25 protein-coding genes and 1 riboswitch are annotated in these 26133 nt (G+C 49.4%); of the genes, 2 read left to right on the top strand and 23 right to left on the bottom strand.

Annotated features, from left to right (window positions below; translation table 11 throughout):
* Positions 1-84: 84 nt before the first annotated feature.
* The 12 genes from ACKTSG_RS01110 to ACKTSG_RS01165 all read right to left on the bottom strand — a co-directional run bounded on the left by ACKTSG_RS01110 (position 85) and on the right by ACKTSG_RS01165 (position 13236).
* Positions 85-573 carry a dihydrofolate reductase gene (locus ACKTSG_RS01110; protein ID WP_407891102.1) on the bottom strand — a complete coding sequence of 163 codons (489 nt, stop codon included), beginning with the start codon at positions 571-573 and terminating at the stop codon, positions 85-87.
* An 11-nt stretch (positions 574-584) separates the two neighbouring features.
* Positions 585-1541, bottom strand: a complete 957-nt coding sequence (locus ACKTSG_RS01115; RefSeq protein ID WP_407891104.1) for a thymidylate synthase — start codon at positions 1539-1541, stop codon at positions 585-587.
* Positions 1542-1550: 9 nt separating this feature from the next.
* Positions 1551-3443, bottom strand: coding sequence for an ABC-F family ATP-binding cassette domain-containing protein (locus ACKTSG_RS01120; RefSeq protein ID WP_407891105.1), 1893 nt, complete (start codon positions 3441-3443; stop codon positions 1551-1553).
* 120 nt (positions 3444-3563) lie between these two features.
* On the bottom strand, positions 3564-4745 hold the full coding sequence (locus ACKTSG_RS01125) for a CCA tRNA nucleotidyltransferase (RefSeq protein ID WP_407891107.1): 1182 nt from the start codon (positions 4743-4745) through the stop codon (positions 3564-3566).
* 30 nt (positions 4746-4775) lie between these two features.
* Positions 4776-6038 (bottom strand): tetratricopeptide repeat protein, encoded by a 1263-nt coding sequence (locus ACKTSG_RS01130; RefSeq protein ID WP_407891109.1) that lies wholly within the window; start codon positions 6036-6038, stop codon positions 4776-4778.
* An 80-nt stretch (positions 6039-6118) separates the two neighbouring features.
* Complete coding sequence (locus ACKTSG_RS01135) at positions 6119-6394, bottom strand: HU family DNA-binding protein (protein WP_054715215.1); 276 nt, start codon at positions 6392-6394, stop codon at positions 6119-6121.
* Between the two features lie 232 nt (positions 6395-6626).
* Entirely contained in the window at positions 6627-7937 is a 1311-nt protein-coding gene (gene der, locus ACKTSG_RS01140) for a ribosome biogenesis GTPase Der (RefSeq protein ID WP_407891111.1), read from the bottom strand.
* 163 nt (positions 7938-8100) lie between these two features.
* Positions 8101-9390 carry a 30S ribosomal protein S1 gene (gene rpsA / locus ACKTSG_RS01145; protein WP_407891113.1) on the bottom strand — a complete coding sequence of 430 codons (1290 nt, stop codon included), beginning with the start codon at positions 9388-9390 and terminating at the stop codon, positions 8101-8103.
* An 84-nt stretch (positions 9391-9474) separates the two neighbouring features.
* Positions 9475-10137 carry a (d)CMP kinase gene (gene cmk, locus ACKTSG_RS01150; protein ID WP_407891115.1) on the bottom strand — a complete coding sequence of 221 codons (663 nt, stop codon included), beginning with the start codon at positions 10135-10137 and terminating at the stop codon, positions 9475-9477.
* A gap of 72 nt (positions 10138-10209) precedes the next feature.
* Complete coding sequence (locus ACKTSG_RS01155) at positions 10210-10815, bottom strand: SAG1386/EF1546 family surface-associated protein (RefSeq protein WP_407891117.1); 606 nt, start codon at positions 10813-10815, stop codon at positions 10210-10212.
* A 56-nt stretch (positions 10816-10871) separates the two neighbouring features.
* Positions 10872-12284 (bottom strand): RecQ family ATP-dependent DNA helicase, encoded by a 1413-nt coding sequence (locus tag ACKTSG_RS01160; protein WP_407891119.1) that lies wholly within the window; start codon positions 12282-12284, stop codon positions 10872-10874.
* A complete protein-coding gene (locus ACKTSG_RS01165) occupies positions 12271-13236 on the bottom strand; it encodes a helix-turn-helix domain-containing protein (protein WP_407891121.1) in 966 nt (321 codons plus the stop codon). The genes ACKTSG_RS01160 and ACKTSG_RS01165 overlap by 14 nt, the downstream gene beginning before the upstream one ends.
* Positions 13237-13260: 24 nt before the next feature.
* Here ACKTSG_RS01165 and ACKTSG_RS01170 point away from each other — a divergent pair, with 24 nt between their 5' ends.
* Positions 13261-13512 carry a ferredoxin gene (locus ACKTSG_RS01170; protein WP_407891123.1) on the top strand — a complete coding sequence of 84 codons (252 nt, stop codon included), beginning with the start codon at positions 13261-13263 and terminating at the stop codon, positions 13510-13512.
* Positions 13513-13533: 21 nt separating this feature from the next.
* On the opposite strand, the gene ACKTSG_RS01175 is transcribed toward ACKTSG_RS01170, so the two are convergent.
* The 11 genes from ACKTSG_RS01175 to ACKTSG_RS01225 all read right to left on the bottom strand — a co-directional run bounded on the left by ACKTSG_RS01175 (position 13534) and on the right by ACKTSG_RS01225 (position 25616).
* On the bottom strand, positions 13534-14130 hold the full coding sequence (locus ACKTSG_RS01175) for an ECF transporter S component (protein ID WP_407891125.1): 597 nt from the start codon (positions 14128-14130) through the stop codon (positions 13534-13536).
* A gap of 97 nt (positions 14131-14227) precedes the next feature.
* Positions 14228-14354, bottom strand: a riboswitch (FMN riboswitch).
* 79 nt (positions 14355-14433) lie between these two features.
* The gene (locus ACKTSG_RS01180; protein ID WP_407891127.1) at positions 14434-15177 is read right to left on the bottom strand and encodes a pseudouridine synthase; all 744 of its coding nucleotides are present in this window, start codon (positions 15175-15177) and stop codon (positions 14434-14436) included.
* Positions 15170-15739, bottom strand: a complete 570-nt coding sequence (gene scpB / locus ACKTSG_RS01185; RefSeq protein ID WP_407891129.1) for an SMC-Scp complex subunit ScpB — start codon at positions 15737-15739, stop codon at positions 15170-15172. The genes ACKTSG_RS01180 and scpB overlap by 8 nt, the downstream gene beginning before the upstream one ends.
* The gene (locus ACKTSG_RS01190; protein WP_407891130.1) at positions 15739-16461 is read right to left on the bottom strand and encodes a segregation and condensation protein A; all 723 of its coding nucleotides are present in this window, start codon (positions 16459-16461) and stop codon (positions 15739-15741) included. Before ACKTSG_RS01190 ends, scpB begins: the two co-directional genes overlap by 1 nt.
* On the bottom strand, positions 16436-16828 hold the full coding sequence (locus ACKTSG_RS01195; protein ID WP_407891132.1) for an N-acetyltransferase: 393 nt from the start codon (positions 16826-16828) through the stop codon (positions 16436-16438). The genes ACKTSG_RS01190 and ACKTSG_RS01195 overlap by 26 nt, the downstream gene beginning before the upstream one ends.
* Before the next feature lie 163 nt (positions 16829-16991).
* The gene (xerD, locus tag ACKTSG_RS01200) at positions 16992-17873 is read right to left on the bottom strand and encodes a site-specific tyrosine recombinase XerD (RefSeq protein ID WP_407891134.1); all 882 of its coding nucleotides are present in this window, start codon (positions 17871-17873) and stop codon (positions 16992-16994) included.
* A gap of 9 nt (positions 17874-17882) precedes the next feature.
* Entirely contained in the window at positions 17883-18740 is an 858-nt protein-coding gene (locus tag ACKTSG_RS01205) for a S1-like domain-containing RNA-binding protein (RefSeq protein WP_407891136.1), read from the bottom strand.
* Positions 18741-18750: 10 nt separating this feature from the next.
* Positions 18751-19212 (bottom strand): DUF441 domain-containing protein, encoded by a 462-nt coding sequence (locus ACKTSG_RS01210; RefSeq protein WP_407891138.1) that lies wholly within the window; start codon positions 19210-19212, stop codon positions 18751-18753.
* A gap of 215 nt (positions 19213-19427) precedes the next feature.
* The gene (gene pyk / locus ACKTSG_RS01215) at positions 19428-21191 is read right to left on the bottom strand and encodes a pyruvate kinase (RefSeq protein ID WP_407891139.1); all 1764 of its coding nucleotides are present in this window, start codon (positions 21189-21191) and stop codon (positions 19428-19430) included.
* Between the two features lie 59 nt (positions 21192-21250).
* Positions 21251-22210, bottom strand: coding sequence for a 6-phosphofructokinase (gene pfkA / locus ACKTSG_RS01220; protein ID WP_407891169.1), 960 nt, complete (start codon positions 22208-22210; stop codon positions 21251-21253).
* Positions 22211-22334: 124 nt separating this feature from the next.
* Complete coding sequence (locus ACKTSG_RS01225) at positions 22335-25616, bottom strand: DNA polymerase III subunit alpha (RefSeq protein WP_407891141.1); 3282 nt, start codon at positions 25614-25616, stop codon at positions 22335-22337.
* An 85-nt stretch (positions 25617-25701) separates the two neighbouring features.
* Here ACKTSG_RS01225 and ACKTSG_RS01230 point away from each other — a divergent pair, with 85 nt between their 5' ends.
* Entirely contained in the window at positions 25702-25893 is a 192-nt protein-coding gene (locus ACKTSG_RS01230) for a YjzD family protein (protein WP_407891143.1), read from the top strand.
* The last annotated feature ends 240 nt before the right edge of the window (positions 25894-26133 follow it).

Below are 26133 nucleotides of genomic sequence, written 5' to 3' on the forward strand. Positions count from 1 at the left end.
TAATCTTCGGCTCAGCTTTCAAGCTGAGCTTTTTTTGTTGCGCCAATCAAAAAGTCGCCACCTCAACGGGTCGCGACTGCTTGATCAACGTTTCTCCCAGCGCTCAAACACATGCGTTAACGCTGGATCAGGATTTTCGACGGTGCGCGAAGCCACCAGCTGATAATCTGCCCAAGGCAAATCGACCATGGTCACGTCGCCATCAAACTTCCCTGCTAGGCGCGTCACCAACAACGTGTCTGGCCATGCTTTCAAACTTTCAAACACACCTGCGCCGCCGGTGATCACCAACGCTTGCTCAGGATGTTTGGCATGGAGCACTTGTAACTCTTGAGCCGAATGCACCACGATCGCCCCTGGTGCTTGGCAACTCGGGTCAGTCGACAACACCACATTGGTGCGTCCAGGTAGCGGCTTTTTAGGTAAGGCCAAATAAGTTTTGCGCCCCATCACCGTTAACGTGCCTAAGGTTTGCTGTTTGAAATACTTTAAGTCATCCGGTAAATGCCATGGCAAGGTGCCATTTTTGCCAATAGTCCCTTGCGCGTCTTGCGCCCATAAAAATGCGATCATTTGGCTGCTCCTTATACCGCTACCGGCGCTTTAATGGCCGGATACGGGTCATAATCTAATACTTTGATGTCAGCCATATCAAAATCAAACACATCGTTGATCTGCGGATTGACCCAAAGTTTCGGCGCCGGTTTTGGGGTGCGGCTGAGTTGTTCATGCACTTGATCCACATGATTGGTATAAATATGTGCATCTCCGAAGGTATGAATGAACGTCCCCACCTGCAACCCACAAACTTGGGCGATCAAATGTGTCAACAGCGCATATGACGCAATGTTAAACGGCACGCCTAAAAACATATCAGCAGAGCGTTGATACAACTGCAATGACAACTTCCCATCATTGACGTAAAACTGATACAAGGTGTGGCAAGGTGGCAGCGCCATGTTCGGCACGTCTTCTGGGTTCCAAGCCGACACGATCAAGCGCCGAGAATTGGGATTGGTTTTGATCTGTTCGATCACATGGCCTAGTTGATCAATGGTGTCACCTTGAGACGTTTTCCAAGCGCGCCACTGACTGCCATACACATTGCCTAAATCGCCAAACTTAGCGGCAAAGTCATCAGAATCAAGGATCTGTTGATCAAATTTGGTCATTTGTTCATGACAAACTTTTGCAAATTCAGGATCTGAAAGCCGACGTTGGCCAAAGTTGGTCATGTCCGGGCCAGTATATTCAGCAGACTTCACATACCGTTCAAAGGCCCATTCATCCCAAATATGGTTGCGATGCTTCAGCAGATATTGAATGTTGGTGTCCCCATGTAAAAACCATAAAAGTTCGCTTTTGATCAAGCCAAAAGGCACTTTTTTGGTGGTCAACAAAGGAAACCCCAGACTCAAATCAAAGCGCAACTGAGCGCCAAAATGACTATAAGTCCCAGTTCCGGTGCGATCACCTTTAAAATCGCCTTCAGCTAAGATCTGACGGCAAAGATCTAAATATGGTTGTTCGATACTCGCCATGATATCCTCCTAGTTGACGTATTCATCTAATGCGGCAAAACGGTCAAACATGTCATCTAATTTCGTATTGGCATCATCGATCTGTTGCTGCAACTCGCCAAGTTTTTGATAATCTTTGCCATCAGCTGCAGCCATTTGCGCTTGCCAAGTTGAGATCTGCGCATCTAACGCATCCATTTGCTGCTGCAGTTGGTCATGTTCGATGCTTTCGGCATAAGTCAATTTGGTTTTGACTTTCGGCTTGTCAGCGACGACTGGTGCCGCTTTGGGTTTGGTCGGTGCGGCTTGGGTGGCAGCGGATTGTGTTTGTTTGCTTAAATAATCAGAAAACAGCCCCACAGCACGTTCAATTTTGGCATTGCCGTCAAAAATCAGCAAGTGATCAGCCACTTTGTCCAAGAAGTAACGATCATGGCTGACGGTGATCACCGTGCCAGGAAATTGGGCCAAATAATCTTCCAACACCGTCAACGTCGCCACATCTAAATCGTTCGTCGGTTCGTCTAACAATAACACGTTCGGCTGTTCCATTAAAATCGCCAACAAATACAAGCGCCGCTTTTCCCCGCCAGAAAGCCGCCCGATCAATTCACCGTGCATGCTGCGAGGAAACAAGAATTGTTCCAACAATTGGGTGACGGTGATGCGCTCGCCAGAATCCGTCACCAAGCCTTCAGCGATCGATTGCAAGTACGCGATCACCCGCTTGTCATTGGGCAGATCTTGCGACAACTGGGTGTAATAGCCTAGCTTAACGGTATCGCCAATTTCAACCACGCCAGAATCAAGGTGGCGCAGGCCTGAAATCACATTCAACAGCGTCGATTTGCCGGCCCCATTTTGCCCAGTGATGCCGATGCGTTGGCCTGGTTGCACCAGCCAATCAAAATCTTGCAAAATATGGTGATCGCCGATGGTCAAGTTGGCATCTTTAAACACGATCACCTTTTTGCCCAAACGCGTCGATGCCACTTTCATTTCCACTTGGCCTTGCGCGGCTGGTCGCTCGTTCATATCTTGTTTGATCTCATTGAAGCGATTGATCCGCGCTTGTTGCTTGGTCGAACGCGCTTGGGCGCCGGCATGCATCCAGTCTAGTTCTTGTTGGTAAAGCTGCTGCTGTTTATGAGCCGCCACCGTGTCTTGTTCAACGCGAGTAGCCTTTTTTTCAACATAGGATTCATAGTTGCCCGCATATTGATACAACTGGCCGTGATCCAGCTCCCAAATGGCATTGGCCACCCGGTCTAAGAAGTAGCGATCATGGGTGACCACCAGCAAAGCCCCTTTATACGTGCTCAAGCGCTTTTCCAGCCAGGCAATGGAATCAAAATCCAAGTGGTTCGTTGGCTCGTCTAAGATCAACAGATCCGGCGATTCGATCAACACCTGCGCCAAGCCGACCCGTTTTTGTTGGCCGCCAGATAAGCTGCCAATGGTTTGGTCAAGATCTGGCAAATGCAACTGCGTCAAAATGGTTTTGATGTCAGTGTCAACCGACCATGCGTCAGTTTGGGTCATCGCGGCGTCTGCTTTTTCATAGCGGGCTTGCGCTTGGGCGTCCATCGGGTCGTTGGTGTAGGCCGCCAAGGCGGTTTGGTATTGCCGCAAAGCCGCAAACACCGGGCCTTGGCCGCCATAAACTGCGTCCATAATTTTTTTAGTGGGATCTAAGTCAGGTTTTTGCGCCAAATACGCGATCCGATAAGTCTTGCTAGTTTCCACTTCGCCATCGTCAAACGGATCGGTCTGGGCTAAACCATTCAATAATGTGGTTTTGCCAGTGCCGTTGACCCCGATCAAGCCGATGCGGTCGCCTTCGTTGATCAAAAAATCGATCGATTTGAATAATTGTTTGTCGCCATATGCCTTACTGACGCCAGTTGCGCTTAATGTTTGCATGGATATGCTCCTCGTTGGTCTATGGCTTAGTTTAACAAATATTGCCCAAGCATACAAAACTCGCTTCAATTGCCAAGCACCTGACCCATCAAAAAAAGCCGCCGAGGCGACTTTTTTTGACTATTGAGCCAATGCCACTTTGAGCAGCGTGTCTTGATCATTGGCTAACTTGCCTGTGACCACTGCCACAACCAGCTGATGCAAGATCCGCCCGAGTTTGGGACCAGGTTTCAAGCCATTTTTGATCAACAAACCCCCATTGACCGCCAACTCTTGGCTAGATTTGATCGGCAACTGCGCATAAGCCTTCAAAATCGCTTGGGCATCAAAGCCTGGCTGCAAATACGCTTGCGTGTACGCCGCGGCTTCCACACCGTCTGCGCCAGCTTCAAATAATGGCCAAGGCGCTTTTTTAGCGATTTGTGGCAATAAAGCCACAGCGCGTTGCACCGTACTGCTTAAGGCGTTGGCTTGCTTCCAAGCTTTCATCACCTTCACTGGCGGCAACGCCAAGCCAGCAGCGATCAGCGTCCACACCACTGCGTCTGACGTGATTGGCGCTGGGTCCGTTGCGACAAGCGCTTGAAGCTGGGCTTGATGTCCGGCAAAAAGTGGTGCATGTTCACTTAAGCCAGTGGCCACAAAATCTGTCAAGCCAGCAGCGCGTGCTTGACCGCGCATCATTTTGACAAATTCAGTGGCAATGCGCTCGACGGAAATTTTTTCCAGCAAAGCTGCATTTGCTTCGATTGCCTGGCGGGTATCGGCTTCAATGCAAAAGTCTAACTGGCTTTCAAAGCGCACTGCGCGCATCATACGCAACGCATCTTCGTGAAAGCGCGCATGCGCGTCGCCTACCGCTTTTAACACTTGTGCTTGTAGATCGTTGATGCCACCAAATAGATCCACGACGGTGCCGTCATGGCGTGCCGCCAGCGCATTGACCGTGAAGTCGCGGCGCTTCAAGTCTTCGGCCAATGACCGCACGAAAGTCACATGATCTGGCCGGCGAAAATCTTGATACGTGGATTCTGTGCGAAACGTCGTCACTTCATAGCTGACCCCATGTTGCAACACCATCACGGTGCCATGTTGGATGCCAGTATCCACGGTTTTGTGAAAAATTTGTTTGATCTCTTCTGGATATGCGGAACTGGCAATGTCCACATCATGGATCGGCAAGCCTAACAAAGCATCGCGAACACTGCCGCCAACAAAGTAAGCCTCATAACCAGCTCGCTCAATCGTTTGTAAAATCGGGATCGCGGCTTGAAAATCTGGATGCGTTAAATCAATTTGCATAAAAACACCTCGCTTCAACTATACCAGAAATCAGTTTTCCGCGTTTAATTCATCCAGCCGCGCTTGCATTTGATCATCATCAGGTACCAAGGCCACATAACGCGTCAACGCCGCTTTGAGTTCGGCGATCGCCGCAGTGGATTGGAAAAAGTCGATGATATCGCGCAAAAAGTCTGCCGAATCTTGAAACGACCCAAAGGCCAACAAGTAGTTTTCCCGCGCATGGTCGACATCATCCAAGCGGTCATACGACTTGGCTAAGTTCCAATAGATCTGCGGATCCACATCTCCAGATTTGTCGATTGCTTCCAAAAACGCCACATTGTCTTCGTCTTCGTGCTTGGCTAACAACAAGTTGCTCCAAGCCAGCATCACCGCTTGATTTTCCGGATCAATGGCGCGGGCTTTTTGCAAATAAGTGGTGGCTAAGTCGTTATCTTCTTTTTTTAACGCTAGATCTGCGCCAACGGCAAACAAGTCGGCATTGGTGTCATCCACTTGGATCCCGGCTTGCACCGTCGACAACGCTTCGGCTGGTTGATGATCGGCCATTTGCGCTTGTGCCAGTGGCAAGTAGGCATTGGCAAAGCTAGCGTCTTCTTCAAGCACGGCTTTAAGCGTGTCGATGGCGCGCGGATAGTCTTTGAGTTGCAAATACAACCCGCCGAGCGTAAAGCGGCTGTTGAAATCCAGCGTGTCGCCGAGTTCTTCAAACACCGCCACCGCATCTTCATATTGCCCGAGATTGGCCAGCACCGCCCCGTAGCGCGCTTTGACTGAGACATTGGCAATGTTGTCCACGCCTGCTGCGATCAAGTCAGAATAAGCCAAGGCGGCTTGAGAATCCTTGCCCCAGTCAAAATACAATTCGCCTAACGCAAAAGTGACCACTGGTTCATCTGGCGCCAAGCGCTGGGCGGTCAACAGTTTTTGTTCACTCACTTCATAGAGGCCTTGGGTTTGATACACGTCAGCTTGCGTCATTAGCCCCGCCACATAACTATCTGAATCTGGTTTGATCTGCGCCAAATAATTCAAGGCTTTATCCGCATCGCCATTGGATACGGCGATATCAGCAAGATCTGCGCGCAATTCGTCCATTTCTGGATACTTGCCTAACAATTCTTCATCGATGCGTTGGGCTTGGCCGATAAACCCTAATGCATATAATTCCCCAGCCAGATTGTACAAGGTTTCGTCATCATCTTGTTGCAACGCTTGGGTGAATAGCTCCCGCGCGCTGGCTTGGTCGCCTTTTTCTAAGGCTGCTAACATTTGTTCTGAAAAGCTCATGGTTTGCCTCCATCCATTCGCGAAAAAACGGCCGAATCCCATTGGGACTCAGCCGTTATGTGTATCATTGTCTCAGGAGACTACTTAACAGCGTCCTTGAGAGCCTTACCAGGCTTGAATGCTGGTACCTTAGATGCAGGGATCTCGATCTCTGCACCAGTTTGAGGGTTGCGGCCCTTACGAGCGGCGCGTTCGCGCACCTCGAAGTTACCGAAACCGATCAGTTGAACCTTAGCACCTGCGGCCAAGTTATCTTGGATCGAACTGAAGACAGCGTCTACAGCAGCAGTTGCGTCTTTCTTGGTTAAACCAGTCTTTTCCACAACGCTTTCGATCAATTCAGCTTTGTTTGCCATGAGCAATTTCACCTCCATATAGATTTAAGTGTTGCCACCTAAAGTCCCAACTGTGAGTATCTTCACAGCATGAGGAAACAATGACCAATACGTATCACTATTTCATGCTTAAAGATAGCACACCAACGCCGGTGTAGCAAGGGTTTTCGCGTTTTTAAGGCGAAAGTTCACGCAGAATCACAGATTTTGGATGAAAACGGCCTAAACCTTGTGCAAGCGCCGACAAGCTTGATTACTTGCGGCTTCTGGCGATCACATGGATCGGTGTGCCATCGAAATCAAAAGTCTGGCGCAATTGGTTGATCAAAAAGCGCTGATACGAAAAGTGGAGCAAGTCCGGATCGTTGACAAAAGCCACGAATGTCGGCGGTTGGACCGCCACTTGGGTCAGATAATAGATCCGCAAACGCTTGCCGTTGATGGTTGGCGTTGGCGTCACCGCCATGGCATCCATTAAGACATCGTTCAACACCGAACTTTGGATCCGACGATTTTGGTTTTCAGAAACCATCGTGATCAAATCAGGCAGGTTTTTCAACCGTTGATGGGTCTTTGCAGACACAAACACGATCGGAGCGTAGTCCAAGTATTGGAATTCCGAGCGAATATGCTGTTCGAATTCTTGGATGGTATGGTTATCCTTGTTGTGCAAGGTATCCCATTTATTGACCACAATGATGATCCCACGCCCTGCTTCATGCGCATAACCGGCCACTTTTTTATCTTGTTCGCGAATGCCGGTTTCAGCATCCAACACGACCAACACCACATCTGAGCGATCGATCGCGCGCAAAGCCCGCATCACCGCATATTTTTCGGTGCTTTCGTAAACTTTACCACGTTTGCGGATCCCCGCAGTATCGATCATGGTGAACTCTTGATCGCCGGCGACGAACTTCGTATCAATGGCGTCGCGCGTCGTGCCTTCAATATCTGACACAATGACCCGTTCTTCGCCTAAAATGGCATTGACCAAACTGGACTTGCCGACATTCGGACGCCCGATAAAGGAGAACTTGATCGAATCATCTTCAGGCGCTTGCCCTTCTTTTGGAAAAGCTGCCAGCACCGCATCTAAAGCGTCGCCTAAGCCGATCCCATGAGTCCCAGACAAAGGATAAGGTTCACCAAAGCCCAAAGAATAGAAATCATAGATCTCACTGCGACGTTCTGGGTTATCGACTTTATTGACGGCAAGCACCACTGGCTTGTCAGCGCGATATAAGATCTGCGCGACTTTTTCATCCGCGTCAGTGACCCCGGCTTCTACAGAAGTCAAAAATAAGATCACATCTGCTTCTTCAATGGCGATTTCCGCTTGTTGGGTGATTTGAGACAAAAACGGTTCATCCCCCATATCGATCCCACCAGTATCGATCAAGGCAAATTCTTTGCCAAGCCATTCCGCTTTGCCGTAGATCCGATCACGGGTGACCCCAGGGGTATCTTCGACAATGGAGATCCGTTCACCGATGATGCGGTTGAAAATGGTCGATTTGCCCACGTTTGGACGGCCAACAATGGCCAGAGTTGGTAATACCATTTTGTCACTTCCTTTACTTGTTTCCGAGGCACTTCAGGTAATGCGCCTCTCGAGTTGGTGCCAACATTTTAACACGACATGCCGGATCGGCACGCGCTTTGAATCCAGCAAAAAGCGGGACAAAATCACTTTTGTCCCGCTTGCTTATTTGCATTGATGAAAATTACTTTTCGTCTTTGCCAAAGTCCTTCAATGCATCACCGAGCATGTCGCCCAAAGAGAAGCCGGAATCATCTTGTTGATATTCGGCTGGGATCGACGTGCGGTCTTGACGGTTGTTGCGACGAGGACGATCGTTGCGGCTGTTATCACGGTTGTTGTTGCGAGGACGGCTTTGACGAGGTTCTTCTTCAGACGCACCTTCAGGCGCTTCTTCGAGGGCTTTGATAGATAAAGCCAAACGATGTGCGGCTGGGTCAACAGATAAGACCTTGACCTTGATTTGTTGGCCTTCCTTCAAGACATCTTGAGGAGTCGCAATGTGTTCGTGAGAGATTTGGGAAATATGAACCAAACCTTCAACCCCAGGGAATACTTCAACAAAGGCACCAAAGCTAGTCAAGCGACGAACCGTACCATCAAGGACAGCGCCGGCTGGGGCTTCAGTTTCAACATTGTCCCAAGGTTGAGGCAAAGTTGCTTTGATGGACAAGGAGATTCGATCGCGGTCAACGTCAATGGCGAGGACTTTAACTTTCACTTCTTGGCCGACTTTAAGCACGTCAGATGGCTTGTCAACATGGTCAAAAGCAATTTCTGAGACATGGACCAAACCGTCAACGCCACCAAGGTCAACAAAGGCACCGAAGTTCGTTAAGCGAGCGACCTTACCTTCAACGACATCACCAGGTTGTAACTTGGCAAAGATCTCCTTGCGTGCTTCAGCTTTAGAAGCTTCCACGATCGCCCGGTGAGAAAGGATCAAACGGTTATCAGATGGTTCGATTTCGATGATCTTGAATTCAAGTTCTTGGTTCTTATATTGGTTAAGATCTTCAACAAAGTGATCTTCAACCATCGATGCAGGCACGAAGCCACGCACGCCAGCATTAACGACTAAGCCGCCTTTAACAACGGAAGTCACTGGTGCGGTGATGGTTTCACCAGCATCAAATTTAGCTTGGATCTCTTTCCAAACTTTTTGCGCTTCTAAGCGGCGCTTGGAAAGCAGGTATTGGCCGTTTTCCTTATCTTTACCAATCGTGGAGATGACCACTAGGTCGATCTCATCGCCGACTTTAGCAACCGAACGAATATCATCGATTGGCTGAGTTGATAATTCTTTCAGAGGAACGACACCTTCTACACCGGTGCCTTCGATACCGACAATCAGTTGCTTGTCCTCTACGGCTAATACTTCACCCTTCACGGTGTCACCGATATGAACGGTTTCGACGCTGTTCAAAGCATCCGCCATTGTTTGGGCGTTTTCGTTTACGTTGTTTTCACTCATGCCAAAAAAATCCTCCTATACGACTGTCATACATGGTCTATTGTACCTAACTCTCGTGAAAAATGCCAACTTTTTCGTTGAAAATCACGCAGAATGTTTGGATACCAAGGCAATGATCTCAGCGACTTCTTCATCGATGGTCATTTGAGTGCTGTCGATCTCCACTGCATCAGCGGCTTTGCGCAATGGCGACACTGCGCGAGTGGAATCTTTGCGGTCGCGCTCAGCGATTTCTGCTTCCAGTTGGGCAATCGGCGTCATGATGCCTTTTTCAACATTTTCTTTGTGCCGACGAATGGCGCGTGCTTCCACAGAAGCGACCATGAAGACTTTCACTTCGGCATTTGGCAAGACAGTGGTGCCGATATCGCGTCCGTCCATGACGATATCATTTTGGGCGGCAATGTCACGTTGGCGTTGCACCAACTCGGCGCGCACTTTCGGTAATGCCGACACTTGCGACACATTGTTGGTGGTTTCGGGTTGGCGGATCGCCAACGTCACATCGGTGCCATTCATCAACACTTTTTGACCATCGGCACTCGGCACAAAGCGAATGTCCAATTGCTTCAGTTGGGCCATGATCGCTTCTTCGTCGCTGAGATCGATCCCCAAGCGCAACGCCATCACCGTTACGGTGCGATACATGGCGCCAGTGTCACAATAAATAAAACCAAGTTTGTTGGCCACAAGTTTGGCGATGGTACTTTTTCCAGACCCTGCTGGCCCGTCGATTGCAATTTGCATATTGTTGATACCCCTTCGATGTTTTTGATCCATTGCGCCAAAAAAATTGAGCCGTCGCCGACTCAACTGTGGTTACTGGTTGACTTTCAAAGTTTGGCCAGCCGAAATATTGGCGCCACTGGATAAGCCGTTTAATTGCAGTAACTGACTTAACGTCATGCCATGGTTGACCGCAATGCGATATAAGTTGTCGCCGGCTTTGACGGTGTAAGTGCCAGTGGCCGCTGCGCTGCTTGAACTTGATGCCACACTAGCACTTGAGCTGGCCACACTTGAACTAGAAGCAGGCGCACTGGAGGCCACGCTAGACGAACTGGATGGCTTGCTAGACGTCGAGCTGCTGGATTTTTTGGCACTTTCAGATTTTTTGCTCGACGAATGGGCTTTGGCTTTTTTCGTCGTTGACGTCACTGTGATCTTATCATTGGTGTAATTGCTACCATTGGCGGAATTGTTCCGCAACGCCTGCCAAGTCACTGGAATGATGATCAATAATGCCAACGCCACCCATACCACGATCGCCAAAATGGAGCCGCCACGCTTTTTCTTGCGTGTCGCAACGCGTGACAAGTTACCTTCATCGTCACGGTCATCTTCAAATTGTTTATTCCATGGTTTGGTTTGGTCGGAAGCGTCTTGTTGGACAGGTTCCTCTTTATTGGTGGTTTTCTTGCGCAAACCGATCCCCCCTCACATACTTCAATTATTGTATCATAGATGCTTGCCAAAAGGGTTTAGACTTCGTTAAATAACCGGGCAAAATCTGCTTGCCACGAGCGGTTTTCGATCGGATGCAAAGCGCTTGCAGCCAAGGCCTCGATTTGGGGTGTGGCCAACACCCCACAGCATTGGTCGTGATGGGCGCTAGCTGGTGTATCAAAATATTGCAACCACAGCGCACGCTTACAGCCGCTACTGGTCAAATAAGTCGCCACTGCTTGGGCACTGGTGAGTTTTTCATCAGCGCGTTGGGCCAACAGCTGTTGCACCTGGGCTTGTGAAAACCCAGATTGCACATACGCTTGCAATAACGCGACTTGCGGGTCATCAAAATCCACATAGGCGTCTGGATGGGCATAGATCGTTTGGATCAATTCCCGATCAGGTAAACTTTGCGCAAATTGGGCTTGCCGGCTCAAGTCCCCTGGCGCCAACAACACCACACTAGCCGAATTTTGGCCATCGCGGCCAGCACGACCAATACCTTGCGAGTAAGCTTCCAGCGACTCTGGGGCATAGGTGTACATCACCAGTCGGACATCAGCTTTATCGATCCCCATGCCAAATGCACTGGTGGCACAGATCACTTGCAGCTCACCTGCCATGAACCGCCGCTGGATCAATTCGCGGCTTTGCGTCGCCAACCCGGCGTGATAAAAATCTGCCAAAATGCCTTGGGCTTGCAAGGCTTTGGCCCAACGCTCGGCTTCGCGCTTGGCGTCAAAATACACGATTGTGGCAGCATTGACTTGTTGGATCAGTTGCATGCCGACTTGTTGTTTTTCAGCTGGGTTGGCCACTGGGTTCACCCCTAAGAAAATATTGGGACGATCAATGCTCGTGATCACCAACTTCGGATCGCTTAACTGCAGTTGCGAGACGATCGCTTGTTGCACGCGTTTAGGCGCCGTGGCAGTCAACGCCAAAGTGCTGCGCGGATGCAAGCGCTGGATCGCTTCGCCTAAGCGCAAATAAGCTGGGCGAAAATCCGGCCCCCATTGGGCGATACAATGCGCTTCATCGACCACAAAACAACTGATCGCAAGTCGGGCCAGTTCGGTTAAGACGTCAGGGCGCATCAAGGTTTCTGGTGCCACAAATAAGAACTTCGCTTGGTCCAAATGCGCCAACAACCACTGAAAATCCGGCGGCGTCAAACGGCTAGATAACGTCACCACATGTTTTTGCCCAGCGTTTTGCAGCCGCGCCACTTGGTCATCCATTAACGCCAATAACGGCTCAACCACCACGCACAACCCGTCAAGTTCTAAAGCTGGTAGCTGATAACATAGCGTTTTACCACTGCCAGTTGGCAAGATCCCCACAGCATCGCGACCGTCGATCACGGCTTGCACCAAGGCTTTTTGTCCAAGGCGAAAGTGTGAGAAACCAAAATGTTGTTTCAGTAAAGCCTCAAGCTTGTCCATGTGGCCACCTACCTTGTAAACTCAAGATCTGAAATAAGCGGATCTGGAAAAAATCACTGTCAGCAACTGTTTCAAGTAAGGGCTGATACCCAAGCGTCGCATCAGCGCTGGCTAGTGCTTTTCGCATCGCTGGCGGATAAAGTTGCGCCAGCGGCACCTCGGCGCCAAAAATCGCCGCCGTCAACAAATGTTCGTTAATGGTCGACGGCTTTAAATGCAAACGCTCGCTGACTTGCTGGCGGCTGGCGCCTTGTTGGATCATTTGTAACGCCAAATATTGGGTTTTGGTGCCTAAAGGCTTGCGACCGCCCCATAGTGCTTGCCAGCTAGGCGCATCACTTGCTTCAATGGCAGCGATCAATTGCGACAGCACTTGCACTTGGCGCATTTCATCAAGATCCCCGGCGCCAACAAAGTCATGTCCGATCACTTCACTCAGCAGGGCTTTGGCGACACCGTCGTCAAGGCTGGCCAATAAAGTTTTCAATTCGGCGATCGTGGTGGTCACCTCAATGCCTTGCCACCAGCGCCGCAAACTTTGCTGGATCGCCCAATCTTGCGTGACTGGCCGATAACGGGCATTGTGAAAGCTGGCTTCAGACAACATTTGCACCGCCAAGTGAAACCGCGGGCCAAACGCGTGGACCCCCATCCAAGGCTGATAAGCCGTTGGTAGGCTAACGCGTTGTTGGGCACTTTTTTGGGCGGCAGGATCGATCAAGATCAACCCAGTGTCGGTTTGTTCAAGGGCGTGGGTGGCTTGTAAGCGCCCGATCGCTGCTTGAAAATCCGCCCGCGGCAGCGTAGGGTACAATTGAAGCCATGGCAATTGGTGATGTTCAAGTGCGGCAAATAACACGGACACGGTTTTTTTGCCGGTCAACAACAAATACAATGCCAGCTCACGCCGCGGTTTGGCATCAAAGAATTGTAATAGGAAGTCATCTAACACACACTCACCACCTTGGAGGAAGTTATGCATCCATTATACGCGCATGTGGACCCAGACGCATGCATTGCCTGTGGTCTTTGCCAAATGCTCGCCCCAGAATTGTTCGATTATGATGAAAATGGCATCGCTAGTTTTGTCCCTGATCAAAACACCGGAAGCCACCCATTGACCCCAGCCCAAGCGATTTTATTCAAAAAAGCCTTCACGCGTTGTCCCACTGGCGCGATCCAACGCTCAGATCATCCTTTTGAACCCAAAGAAAAACCACGCCGTTAAGCGTGGTTGATTGGTGACTTATTAGTGCATTTGTTGCATGCGCTGGGCTTGGATGGCTTGTTGCTTATCTAACCAAGGCATCAAAGCTTTGGCTAAAGCAAAGAACACGACAGAAACCACCACGCCTTTGATCAAGTTGAAAGGTACCACGCCGATCAACACGTACTTGGTGGTGGACATCCCTAATTGGAAATTCATCACCGCTAAGTACATCGGCATGATCGCCACCAAGTTCAAAATACTCATGATCACCGTCAACGAAATCGTCCCACCAGCTAAGCCGGCCATTTGGCGACCCAGCGAGTTCTTGGATTTCATCAACATCACCACAGGATACATGAAGCCGACACTGGCAATAAAGCTGGCCAAGTCCCCAACTAAGTTGACGATCCCAGCCCCAGTCATCAAAAAGTGTAACAACGAACGGACAAACGCGACTGCCACGCCACCAACTGGGCCATATAACAACCCACCTAAAAGTACTGTGAGATCAGATAAGTCGAGTTTCAAAAAGGGAAACATCGGCAAAATCGAAAACTCAAGAAACATTTGCAAAATAAATCCGACTGCAGACAACAACGCAATGCCAACTAGGCGATGCACCTTAGAACCAGACATAGAACATTCCTCCATGTTGGTCGCTTCAGAAGAGCCTAAAAAGGCCTGTTTACCCAAGGGCAAACAGGCCTTATTTGAATGTAAGATTCAAGATAAGCCCCATCTTCTTTTATCTAGACTTTAACTATCGGTCAAGGAATCACACCTTAGTCGACCGCACACAAGGTACGGGTCGCGGACTTTTACCGCCGGTCGGGAATTACACCCTGCCCCTGAAGACGAACCAGTTTATTTAATTACAACTGCAGTGTAACAGCTTACAGGATTACTTGTCAACAGTAAGTTACAAAAATCACCATGGTCTTAACGGACCTCTTCACCTTTGGCCAGTTTGCGCAAGGCATCGACTTCGCGAGGCTTCAATGGGCGATAATCCCCTGGCTGCAGACCGTCTAAGGTCAAAGGGCCATATTGAGGCCGCGATAACTTGATCACAGGATAACCGACTGCTTTTAACATGTTTTTAACTTGGTGGTTGACTCCTTGATGGATCGTTAATTCCACGATCGCGGTGCGCTTGGTTTTGTCGCTGGAAATAATGTTATAGCGCGCTGGGGCCAGTTTTTTGCCGTCGAGTTTCATGCCTTTGCGCAACGGATCCAAATCAGCGCGCGTCGGGATGCCTTGGACTTTGGCCACGTAATGTTTTTCGATTTTAAACTTGGGGTGCATCAGTTGATTGGCAAAATCGCCGTCATTGGTCATGATCAATAAACCGCTAGTATCATAATCTAAGCGGCCAACAGGATATAACCGTTCTGGGACTTCTTCAAAATAATCGGTAACGACTTTGCGCTTTTTATCATCGGTAACGGCGGTGATCACCCCGCGGGGTTTATAAAATAAGTAATGCCGCGCGATCGGCTTAGACAAAGGTACCCCATCGACTAACACGTCATCTTTTGGGGAAACTTTCACGCCCATTTCGGTGACCACTTGACCGTTGACTTCAACATGGCCTTTGGCGATCAGTTCTTCAGCATGCCGACGTGACGCCACGCCAGCATTGGCGATCGCTTTTTGTAAGCGAACTAGTTCTTCATTCATCTGTTTGTGCTCCTTCTAGCGCGACATTGAAGTCAAACAAGTCGATTTCACTTGGCGCTTGGTGTGCTTCTAACGGTGGCAAATCTTTCAAGGTTTTTAACCCAAAATAATCTAAAAATAATGGCGTTGTCGCATAAAGGATCGGCCGCCCTGGCGCTTCTTTGCGCCCAGCTTCTTGCACCAGTTGGCGACTGGCCAAGGTCGTCAAAGCGCCGCTAGATTGGACGCCGCGCACTTCATCGATTTCAATGCGCGTGATCGGTTGTTGATACGCAATGATCGCCAAAACTTCCAGCGCCGCTTGTGACAAACCTTGCGCTGGTGGCCCGGCAAAATATTTGCGCAAGGCGTCGGCATACTCTGGCTTGGTCAATAAGTAATACCGCTCCCCGCTTTGGCGCACGAATAACCCAGCATTGGCATTGTCGGCTAACGCCTTTTGGTAAGCTTCTAGTTGTTGGCGCATCGCTGCGGTACTGATGCCTAAGATCCCGGCAAAATCTGCCAGTTCAACGCCAGCGGTACCAGCAGTATATAACACCGCTTCGATCACCCCTTGCATCAAGCTGCCTCCTTTAACGTCACTGTGATCGGCGCAAACGGTTCGGCTTGCGCGCAATCGACTTGATCATTTTTCATCAATTCTAAAATTGCCAAAAAAGTCGTCACCACCCCATCAACTGAGTGCTCAGCCAACAGGTCTTCAAATGAACATTGATGCGCTTGCGTCAATTGTTTCATCACCGCGCCAATACGTTCAGTCAACGAGATCGGTTCCGCTTCGATATGGGCAATGGTTTTGGCGGTGGCCAGTTGATTGGCCACCACAGCACTCATGGCTTGCACCAAATCGCGTAACTTCACCGCCCCAGGCGCCATAGGCACGGCCACATCGCTGCTTGGCATGGTGGGATTTTTGGCAAACGATTGCGCCCGCACGGCTTCGCGAGTTTGCAATTGCTTCGCCGCCGCTTGATACATTTGATAGGTCAACAGTTGCGCCACCAAGTCTGAACGTGGATCGACATAGTTGTCATCTTCAACGTCCACTTCTGGTTGCGGCAACAGCAACTGGCTTTTTAACGCCATCAAGCTTGCGGCCATAACAAAATAATCACCAGCCACATCCAGGCTCAATTCTTGCATTTGGTGCAAGTAGTCAAGGTATTGGCTAGTGATCTCAGCGATCGGAATGTCATAAATATCGACTTCATTGGTGCGGATCAAATGCCACAATAGATCCAGCGGCCCAGAAAAGTCATCTAGCACCAGTGTCAGTGCCATGTTGTTCCTCTTTTCTAAACGTGTTGAACTTGGCCACCAAGCCAGCGGTTTCCATGGATCCCATCAGTTTTTGTTCAGGATACAAGGCCACCAAATCGCTTAGTGCCGCAAATTGCGTCGATTCATTGCGCACTGCCGGCGATAGTGACAAATGCCGCAACATCACGAAATCGTTGGCAGATTCCACGCCGACCACGCCTTCAAAATCAGCGTCGCGATCTTCGCGGTATAAATATAAGACATGCGTCGGATCTTCGGTGTAGAGCTTCAGTTCAGTTTGCAAATGATTGATGTCTTTGAGATCAGGGACAAACGATAAAAAGCCCATCGCGATCTTGGCATAATCTTGCTTAAATTTCGTCAGCATCATAGCCTCCAGATTTAATGACTCTCAGAAGCTACTGTACCATATCCACAAAACAAGGACAAATCGACCTGCTCGAATCCACCTTGCAGGTGCTCGCGACGCCAGCAAGTCGGCAAGAAGATAGTTAGCCGGCTAACTATCTTCTGACCCGCCACGCGCGCAATCAGCCACGCGGATGGGCTTTGTGGTACACGGCAACCAAATGCGAGTTGTCCAAATGCGTGTAGATCTGGGTGGTTGAAATGTCACTGTGACCCAATAACTCTTGAACCACCCGCAGATCTGCGCCATTGGCTAATAAATTCGTGGCAAAACTGTGACGCAAGGTATGCGGGGTGACATTTTTTTCAATCCCTAATGCATCGATATAAGCCTTGAGGTTTTTCCAAATGCCTTGGCGCGTCAGTTGATGACCATGAAAATTGACAAATACCACTGCCGGTTGGTCTTGCTTGATCAAGCGCGGGCGCGCCGATTGTAAATATTCTTGGACCCATTGTGCAGCTTGGGGACTGATCGGCACAATGCGCTCTTTGTCGCCTTTACCTGTCACTTGCAACAAGTTCAAGGTCAAATGCAGTTGTTCCAAGCGCAAATTGACCACTTCAGACACCCGCAAACCCGTGGCATACATCAATTCAAAAATCGCTCGATCGCGCAAGCCCAATGGTTTGGCCACATTTGGCGCGGCCATCAACCGATCGATCTCATTACCAGATAACGTCGCCGGCAAATGTTGCGCTGGTTTTGGTGACGCCACTAAAGTCATCGGATCTTGGTCGATCACCGACTCACGCAACAAGTAACGGTAGAATTTGCGCATGGCAGAGATCATGCGACTCATGGAACTGGCGGCTTTGTTTGACGTTTGCACGCGCAAAAATTCTTGCACCACTGCCAACTCGACTGGAAATTCAGCTAATTGCTGGGTATCAAGCCAAGCGGCAAATTCGCGCAGATCTTGTTGATAGCTGGTTTGCGTCGTTTTTGCCAGGCCCCGTTCGACATCTAAATAATGTACAAAATCAGCAATTAATTGCTCCATTTTTGGCCTCTATTTCAACAACTCAGTCACACCATCGTGCTCTTTGATCTTCTTGGCTTTAAGTAAATTGCCTAACGCCCGCTTGAACGCCCCTTTACTGATCCCAAAGGCCAACTTGATGGCTTCAGGATCAGACTTATCCGTAAACGCAATGGTCCCGTCTTCAGAATGTTCCAACACGGCTAAGATCATCGCCGCATCATCGGAAATGGCTTCAAAAGCCCGCGGTTTCAAGCTTAAATTCAATTCCCCGTTTGGCCGCACGCCGATCACCCGCGCATGCACGACTTCGCCTAAACGCGGTTCAATATCGCGTTCGCTAGGATGAATGAATCCGAGCACGTAATCATCCGTGACCACATGGGTGCCAGCCATTTTCAAGCGGTAAACCGTTGCCGTGACATCAGAATTCATTTGGTCTGGTTTGCCAATGTTGGACACGGCTTTGATCATGTCGACATCTGCCAACTTGCCCCATAACCGGTGCTTTTTGTCGATGGTCAACGCCACCATCAGCTTGTCGCCGCGCGCAGGCCACAAGCGGCTGAGTTCAGGCAATTGATCAAGCGATACCACGATGTCTTTATCTGGCAACCCGATATTGACGAACACGCCAAGGTCATGACGCACTTCAACGACTTCTGCCCACGCAAAATGATCATGGCCGACCTTAGGGATCTTGGTGGTCATTTTGGCATCACCGTGTTGATTTTCATAAACAAAACCGTGTACCTCAGCACCAGTTTCTGGCACCGTTTCAAATTCTGTCGCATCAATAGCAAAGGTATCGCCTTGATATTGTGCAAAAACATTTTTATCATTGTGATCACTGACTGTTGCAGTCAAGATCTGTCCATTTAACTTCATGATGTTCTCCTTAATGTTGCGGGATCAAATTAAAAATCGTTAAGACCACGTAAGCCATCCCACTGGCGATCACTGGGCCAGCGGCGATCCCGCGTAATAATACCACCCCCATGATCGTACCAAATACCAGCGCGACGGTCATTTCCGGGCTTTGAGCTAACAACCCGACGCCTTTGGCAGAAAGCACTGCCACCAACACCCCCATGGCGATGGCGATCCACCCAGCCGGCTCGCGCAAAACTTTCAATAATTCTTTAAACCCGATCTCACCAGTTGCGATCGGCACCATGATCGCTGCTGAAATCACGGTCACACCCCAGTTGATGCCTTGACTTTGCAAGGTTTTCAACACCGGTTGCAGTGGCGGCAAGGCCTTTAACAGCATCACGAAACCAACGCCGATCATCAACGAGCGATTTTTAGCCAAAGCGGCGATCAAAAAAATGCCACCAAGAAATACCCAACTTTCCATTGCCGTCTCCTTAACGAATCGTCTCTGTCTACTTTACCTGAAACCATGATTTAATCATAGTCTTTTTGATGAATTATGTTAACTTGTAACCGCAAAAAGCCAGCATTAGCCGACTTCTGGTATGAAACCAATCAAATCGCCTGGTCTTCAAGGCAACAAAAAACCAGCACTCGCAGAAACGAGTACTGGTTCTTTGCACAATTTGTAATCAGAGATTACAAGGTGTTGGTAGCACCTTTGTAGATGATCCCACGACGAGAATCAACGGTGATCACTTGACCATCGGTGATGGCGTCCATTGCGCCGGTAGCACCGACAACAACTGGGATACCCATAGCGATGCCGACAACTGCGGCATGGCTAGTTAAGCCACCATTTTCAACAACTAAAGCAGCGGCCTTTTCGATCGCTGGTAAGTAGTCTTTGTCAGTGGTCTTAACGACAAGGATGTCGCCTTTGCTCATCTTAGAAGCCGCTTCGTCAGCGTTGCTTGCTAAAACAGCTTTACCGACAGTGGATTCGTCGCCGACACCAGAGCCTTCAACCAGCTTAGAGCCGATCATTTGCGCCTTCATCACGTTGGTGGTACCAGTTTCGCCAACTGGAACACCGGCAGTGATCAAGATCAAGTCGCCTTCTTGAGCGAAGCCAAGTTCAACAGCCTTCTTGGTGGCTAATTCGAACATTGCATCAGTTGAGTCAGGCTTTTCAGCAACGATCGGGAAGACACCCCAGTTGACCGTCAAGCCGCGACGCGTCTTGTCATCAAAAGTGATGGCAAGGATGTCAGCCTTAGGACGATACTTGGAGATCATGCGTGCCGTGAAGCCAGATTCAGTGGCAGCCACGATGGTCTTAACGCCAAGGTTACGGGCAGTGTGGGCAACAGATTGACCAACAGCTTCCGTGACGTTTTCTTTGTTAGCAAATGACTTCAAAGCGTAAGTGTCGCTGTTTTGCATCGCGTTTTCGGCGTATTCGTCGATTTTTGCCATGGCAGCAACAGATTCAACTGGGTAGTCCCCGTTAGCAGATTCGCCAGAAAGCATGGTTGCATCAGTGCCGTCAAAAACAGCATTGGCAACGTCAGAAACTTCGGCACGCGTTGGGCGTGGGTTTTCTTGCATGGAATCAAGCATTTGCGTCGCAGTGATAACAGGCTTACCAGCAGCGTTGGCCTTCTTGATCATGGTCTTTTGAACAAGTGGCACTTGTTCGTAAGGAATTTCGACACCCATGTCGCCACGAGGTACCATCAAACCATCCGCAACCTTCAACACAGCATCGAAGTTGTCGATACCTTCTTGGGATTCGATCTTAGGGAAGATCTGGACGTTCAAGGCGTCTTTTTCTTCAAGCAATTCGCGAATGTCCAAGATATCTTGAGGCTTACGAACAAATGATGCGGCGATGAAGTTGATGCCGTGATCCAAACCAAAGCGGATGTCAGAAGCATCCTTTTCAGTGATCCCAGGCAAGTTGATGCCGACACCAGGTGCGTTGACCCCTTTACGGGAGCCAAGCAAGCCACCGTTTTCAACTTCGACAACCAATTCGCGGTTGGCTTCATCTTTTTCGGTGATCAAAGTGTCGATCAAACCATCATCAAACAGAACGTGGCCGCCAACATGGGTATCATCAAACAAACCAGGGTAAGTAACGGCGATCTTTTCAGGGGTACCTTCAAGAGAGGCATCCATGGAAATACGCATCACATCACCAGTGTGTAATTCGAACTTGTTGCCCTTTTGGACAGTGGTCCGGATTTCGGCACCTTTGGTATCAAGCATGATCCCAACAGTCTTGCCAGTGATCTTTTCTGCTTCATGCACCATGTTTAAACGTGCTAAATGTTCTTCATGGTCACCATGAGAGAAGTTAAACCGGAAAACGTTAGCCCCCGCTTCGATCAACTTAACGATAATATCAGTACTGTTTGATGCAGGTCCAAGCGTGCTAACGATCTTGGTTTTTTTCATAAAAGAAATCGCTCCTTTGACAATTTTTTTAAAATGACTGGACGTCAGTTTAAACGAGTTTAGATAGACAAGTCATGAGCCAGATCATAAAGATCTAATTGGGCTTCATGCTTGGCGTCGAATAGGTCAAGCATTGGATGCGTGACCAACTGGTTATTTTGGATGCCGACTGCTAAGCCGCCTTGGCCGTTGAGTAACAATTCAACGGCATAAGCACCCATTTCAGAAGCTAAGACACGGTCGCGGGCAGTTGGTGAACCGCCACGCACCACGTGACCTAATACAGTGGAACGCAATTGGAAGTCGCCATAAGCGGATAATTCCTTGGCGAATTCGTCAGCGTGCATCACACCTTCAGCTAAAACGATCACCGCATGCTTTTGGCCAGCTTCGCGAGATTTGCGCAGCTTTTCAGCAACTTTCTTCACGTCGAAGTTGTGTTCTGGGATGATGACGTCAGAAGCGCCACCAGCAACCGCAGACCACAAGGCGATATCGCCAGCGCCGCGACCCATCACTTCAACCACGAAGGTCCGTTCGTGAGAAGCCGCAGTGTCTTGCAACCGGTCGATGGCTTCGACAACGGTGTTGACACTGGTGTCAAAGCCGATGGTGAAGTCAGTGTAAGGAATATCGTTATCGATCGTACCTGGCAAGCCGATGGCGTTGTAGCCATGTTCAGTCAGCTTCAAGGCACCATGATACGAACCGTCGCCGCCGATAACGACCAGCGCTTCGATCCCGAACTTGTTAAGTTGTTCGATCCCTTTGAGTTGGCCTTCTTCTTGGGCAAATTCAGGGTAGCGTGCGGAATAAAGCATCGTGCCGCCACGTTTGATCGTGTCGTTGACAGATTGCGCTGTCATTTGGAAAATATCACCAGCAACTAAGCCAGCAAAACCATAGTTGATCCCAAATACTTCCAAGCCTTCGTGCATGCCTTTACGGGCAACGGCACGGATCGCAGCGTTCATACCAGGAGCGTCGCCGCCGCTGGTCATAATCCCAATGCGTTTCATCATTTCACCTCATGCATAATCTTTTTAAGATCAATGACTTGATCTCAAATACTTATTCATCTTAACACTTTTCAGAAATCGTGTCGCCTAAAAACGCGCTTTTATCCAGATTTTCACCAGCTTGTCATTTTTCTTGCAACACGACATTGGTAGCGCCTAAGGTTTTTTGCAGTTGCTGTAACAATCCTGCCTCGCCATTGACCCAAAAACGCGTCGCAAGTTGCGTGATCTGGCGTTTGGGCTGTTGCACTAAGATCACTGGGATCGGGCCGTGAAAGGCTTTGAGTGTTTTCAGCAAATTCGCCTGTTGATCAAAATTTTCTGGTAATTGCAGAAATAACTTGGCGTTTGGCAATTTTGCCACCGCGTCATCAGCCAGTTGCACACTGTCTGCCAACACTTGCAAGCCGTCGCGGGACTCGATTTTGCCTGCAACGACGATCACTTGCCCGGCACTAAGCTGCGGCAATCGCGAAAAGACTTGCGGAAACACCGTCACTGATGTGCTCCCGGTGCCATCTTGACCGTCGATAAATGCCATTTCCTGGCCTTTTTTGGTGCGAATGGTTTTGATGCGCCGCACCACCAGTACGACATTGACATGCGCACCGACTTCAAAAGCTGACACTGACGTCAAAGTTTGAAAGGACTTTAACGCTTGCACATAGCGATCCACTGGATGACCAGATAAGTACACCCCTAACACTGCGGCTTCTTGATCTAGGCGTTCAACTGGCGAAAAGTCTGGCACCTCGACCGCTTTTGGCGCTAGCACCGCAAACAATTCCAAATTGTTTCCAGATAAGGCAATGCTTTGGATCAGTTCATCGAGATTGGCCAAGGTCTTGGCGCGATTTGGGTCAAACTGGTCAAAGGCACCAGCATAAACCAATGGCGCAAAGGTGTCTTTTTTCAACCATTTGGCGTCAATGCGCGATAAGCAATCGCGTAAGTCTTTAAACGGCCCGTTTTTGCGCGCCGTTAAAATTGCTTCAACAAAATCGCGCCGCACCCCTTTGATCGTTGACAAGCCAAAACGGATCCCGTGTTTTTGCAACGTGAAGTAGCGGCCGCTTTGGTTGATGTCAGGTCCAAATAACGGCACTTGTCGGTCTTTAAGTTCTTGCACATAAACGCGCAACTTTTCGGTGTTGCTTAAGCTGGTATTCATGAGCGCCGCAAAAAATGCTGTGGGAAAATGGCATTTCAAATACGCCAGCCAAAAAGCGATCATCGAATACGCCACCGCATGACTGCGGTTGAAGCCGTAATTGGCAAAGCGATCGATATAATCATATACCGTTTCAGCAACTTGCGTGGTATACCCTTTGGCTTTAGCGCCAGCCAAAAAGCGCGCCCGTTCTTCTTTTAAAACGGCTTGTTTTTTCTTACTCATGGCCCGGCGCAATAAGTCGGCTTCGCCTAAGCTGAAGCCGCCCATGGCACTGGCCACTTGCATGACTTGTTCTTGGTAAACCAAAATGCCGTAAGTCGGCTTTAAAATCGGCTCAAGCGCAGGCGCAGCATAAGTGATCGGCTCTTGGCCTTGTTTTCTGGCAATAAAGTGATCGATGTTTTCCATCGGACCAGGACGATACAAGGCATTGGTGGCCACCACATCTTCAAAGCTGGTGGGTTTAAGATTGCGCAACACCCGGCGGATCCCGCTGGACTCAAACTGAAACACCCCATTGGTATCTCCGCGAGCAAACAATTGCAGCGTTTGCGGGTCATCAAGCGGAATCGTTTTCGGGTCAAAGGCGTGGCCGGTGAGTTTTTCCACCCAATAACTGGCTGTGGCCAAAATGCTCAAATTGCGTAGCCCTAAGAAATCCATTTTCAACAACCCTAAAGCTTCCACATCCCCCATGGGGACTTGGGTTTGCGCGATGCCGTCGCCACCGGTTTGTAGCGCCACGGTATCCGTCAGCGGCTCTTGGGCCAACACGATCCCTGCCGCATGCGTCGAATCATGGCGCGGCAAGCCTTCTAACGCCACCGCCGTGGCAAATAATTGCTGATTTTGTTCAGAATCAGAAACCAAGTTGCGCAGCGCTTGCGACTGCTGGTATGCCGTTTGCAAATCGATATGAAAAACACTAGGGATCGCTGCGCTCCATTTGTTGCTATCAAATTGACTCAGCCCAAACACCCGCGCAACATCGCGCAATGCTTGCTTGGCCCCAAACGTGCCAAAGGTGATGATCTGCGCCATATGGTCATCGCCATAGCGTTGGTGCACATATTCGATCAACTCTTGGCGGCGATTATCCGGGATATCCAAATCGATATCCGGCATTTGCGCCCGCGCTGGGTTCAAAAAGCGTTCAAATAACAAATGGTATTTGATCGGGTCGACTTCAGTGATCGCCAAAGCCCAAGCCACCAACGCCCCAGCCGCAGAACCACGCCCAGGGCCAGTCATGATATTGACTTGATGGGCGTGGTTCATCACATCCCATACCACCAAAAAGTAATCCGCAAACCCCATGTCGCTGATCACCTTCAGCTCATAGGTCAAACGCTTGGTGTACGCCCTTGGCACTGCGGCGCTTTGAAAGCGTGCCTGTAAACCTTTAGTCGCCAGCTGCGTTAAGTAAGTAATGGCATCTAAGCCATCAGGGGTATCAAAATGTGGCAGTTGCGGTTGTTTGAATTGGATCGTCACTTCTGCTTGATCGGCAATGGCTTGCGAGCGGGTGACGGCCGCTGGCAAACCAGCGTCGATAAACGGTTGCGCTGCAACGTCTGGCGGCTTCAACCATTGGCTCCCTGGATCCATTAAAGTCGGATCGCGCAGATTCAGCGGGGTCCCCGCTTCAATGGCTTGTAAGACTTTTTGATTAAAGGCGTCGTTGGGATCGAGATAATTGACATCGCCTAATGCCACGATCGGCAGCTGCCGCGCTTGGGCAAAAGCAGGCAGTTCAGACTGCAAGTCTTGTTGCCGCAAGCCAATATCAAGCGAAGCCGGCTTTTTTTGGCGTAAGGCGTCAAGGAAGGCATCGCCGCTGGCCCAAACATCGCCAAAGCCTGCCGTCAGCAAATAAGCGCCAGGCACGATCGCCGCCAAGCCGGAAAAATCTGGCAAGTCGGCGAGTTTGACAGGTTGCGTGGCTAATTTGATCTGCGAGCTGATTTTTAAAAGTTGATGGTAGCCAACATCACTTTCGGCGATCACGACCACTTGCGCATCAGCAATTTGGATGGTCAATCCGATCAATGGCTTGATCTGCGCGGCTTTGGCTTGGCGATAAAATTCGACACTACCGTACAAAACATTCACGTCAGTTAGTGCCAGCGCCGTATAGCCGCGCGCTTTGGCAGTTTGGATCAAGGTTTTGATGGTGATGGGACTTTGCAGCAGCGAAAAGCTGCTTTTGACTTGTAATTGTGTGAAGGACATCATTTCACCTCTCATTCATTGTACCCGATTCTGCTTGCAAAATCTTGAACCGGTGTTAAGATTGAGAAATGAAAAGAGGGATCATATGCGCTATCTTGCAACTATTTTTTGGGGAGCTATCCTCGGCCAAGTCGTTGGCTTTTTGATCGGTGCGTTAAACTCCGCCCCATACGATCCAAAAACCAGCTTGATCATCAGTGTGATCTTTGCCGTGATCTTGTGCGTCTTACCACCGATCATGAAAGCAAACGATGCCACTGCTAAAAATGAACATTAAAAAATAACCGTCTGCACTAGTCCCTGTCAAGTTGACAGATGAAATATTATAAAGTTGAATCTGTCTCTAAGCGGCTTCATTCCAGTATTCATCTGGAGTGAGGCCGTTTCTTTGGAAATTTGTCAAATGGTGTTGAAGGATAGTTTTTATCCTTTGAAGGTCTCCCCGACCGTGGGAGGCTTTTTTGTTATTTAATTGTTTAAGGAACTATGATGGATGCAGGGATAATGGTATTTTCGG

It is taken from the genome of Lacticaseibacillus salsurae, assembly GCF_045862175.1.
Classification (GTDB): Bacteria; Bacillota; Bacilli; order Lactobacillales; family Lactobacillaceae; genus Lacticaseibacillus; species Lacticaseibacillus salsurae.

Excerpts from the sequence above, each read along its gene's own strand:
- ACKTSG_RS01135 (WP_054715215.1), bottom strand. The coding sequence starts at position 6,394 with ATGGCAAACAAAGCTGAATTGATCGAAAGCGTTGTGGAAAAGACTGGT.
- der (WP_407891111.1), bottom strand. The coding sequence starts at position 7,937 with ATGGTATTACCAACTCTGGCCATTGTTGGCCGTCCAAACGTGGGCAAA.
- ACKTSG_RS01195 (WP_407891132.1), bottom strand. The coding sequence starts at position 16,828 with ATGCTGACGAAATTTAAGCAAGATTATGCCAAGATCGCGATGGGCTTT.
- rpsA (WP_407891113.1), bottom strand. The coding sequence starts at position 9,390 with ATGAGTGAAAACAACGTAAACGAAAACGCCCAAACAATGGCGGATGCT.
- cmk (WP_407891115.1), bottom strand. The coding sequence starts at position 10,137 with ATGCAAATTGCAATCGACGGGCCAGCAGGGTCTGGAAAAAGTACCATC.
- ACKTSG_RS01130 (WP_407891109.1), bottom strand. The coding sequence starts at position 6,038 with ATGAGCTTTTCAGAACAAATGTTAGCAGCCTTAGAAAAAGGCGACCAA.
- ACKTSG_RS01170 (WP_407891123.1), top strand. The coding sequence starts at position 13,261 with ATGCATCCATTATACGCGCATGTGGACCCAGACGCATGCATTGCCTGT.
- ACKTSG_RS01160 (WP_407891119.1), bottom strand. The coding sequence starts at position 12,284 with ATGGACAAGCTTGAGGCTTTACTGAAACAACATTTTGGTTTCTCACAC.
- ACKTSG_RS01190 (WP_407891130.1), bottom strand. The coding sequence starts at position 16,461 with ATGGCACTGACACTGGTGCTAGATGACTTTTCTGGGCCGCTGGATCTA.
- ACKTSG_RS01210 (WP_407891138.1), bottom strand. The coding sequence starts at position 19,212 with ATGGAAAGTTGGGTATTTCTTGGTGGCATTTTTTTGATCGCCGCTTTG.
- ACKTSG_RS01125 (WP_407891107.1), bottom strand. The coding sequence starts at position 4,745 with ATGCAAATTGATTTAACGCATCCAGATTTTCAAGCCGCGATCCCGATT.
- xerD (WP_407891134.1), bottom strand. The coding sequence starts at position 17,873 with ATGGAGCAATTAATTGCTGATTTTGTACATTATTTAGATGTCGAACGG.
- scpB (WP_407891129.1), bottom strand. The coding sequence starts at position 15,739 with ATGCAAGGGGTGATCGAAGCGGTGTTATATACTGCTGGTACCGCTGGC.
- pfkA (WP_407891169.1), bottom strand. The coding sequence starts at position 22,210 with ATGAAACGCATTGGGATTATGACCAGCGGCGGCGACGCTCCTGGTATG.
- pyk (WP_407891139.1), bottom strand. The coding sequence starts at position 21,191 with ATGAAAAAAACCAAGATCGTTAGCACGCTTGGACCTGCATCAAACAGT.
- ACKTSG_RS01120 (WP_407891105.1), bottom strand. The coding sequence starts at position 3,443 with ATGCAAACATTAAGCGCAACTGGCGTCAGTAAGGCATATGGCGACAAA.
- ACKTSG_RS01225 (WP_407891141.1), bottom strand. The coding sequence starts at position 25,616 with ATGTCCTTCACACAATTACAAGTCAAAAGCAGCTTTTCGCTGCTGCAA.
- ACKTSG_RS01115 (WP_407891104.1), bottom strand. The coding sequence starts at position 1,541 with ATGGCGAGTATCGAACAACCATATTTAGATCTTTGCCGTCAGATCTTA.
- ACKTSG_RS01230 (WP_407891143.1), top strand. The coding sequence starts at position 25,702 with ATGCGCTATCTTGCAACTATTTTTTGGGGAGCTATCCTCGGCCAAGTC.
- ACKTSG_RS01180 (WP_407891127.1), bottom strand. The coding sequence starts at position 15,177 with ATGAATGAAGAACTAGTTCGCTTACAAAAAGCGATCGCCAATGCTGGC.
- ACKTSG_RS01175 (WP_407891125.1), bottom strand. The coding sequence starts at position 14,130 with ATGTCTGGTTCTAAGGTGCATCGCCTAGTTGGCATTGCGTTGTTGTCT.
- ACKTSG_RS01110 (WP_407891102.1), bottom strand. The coding sequence starts at position 573 with ATGATCGCATTTTTATGGGCGCAAGACGCGCAAGGGACTATTGGCAAA.
- ACKTSG_RS01205 (WP_407891136.1), bottom strand. The coding sequence starts at position 18,740 with ATGAAGTTAAATGGACAGATCTTGACTGCAACAGTCAGTGATCACAAT.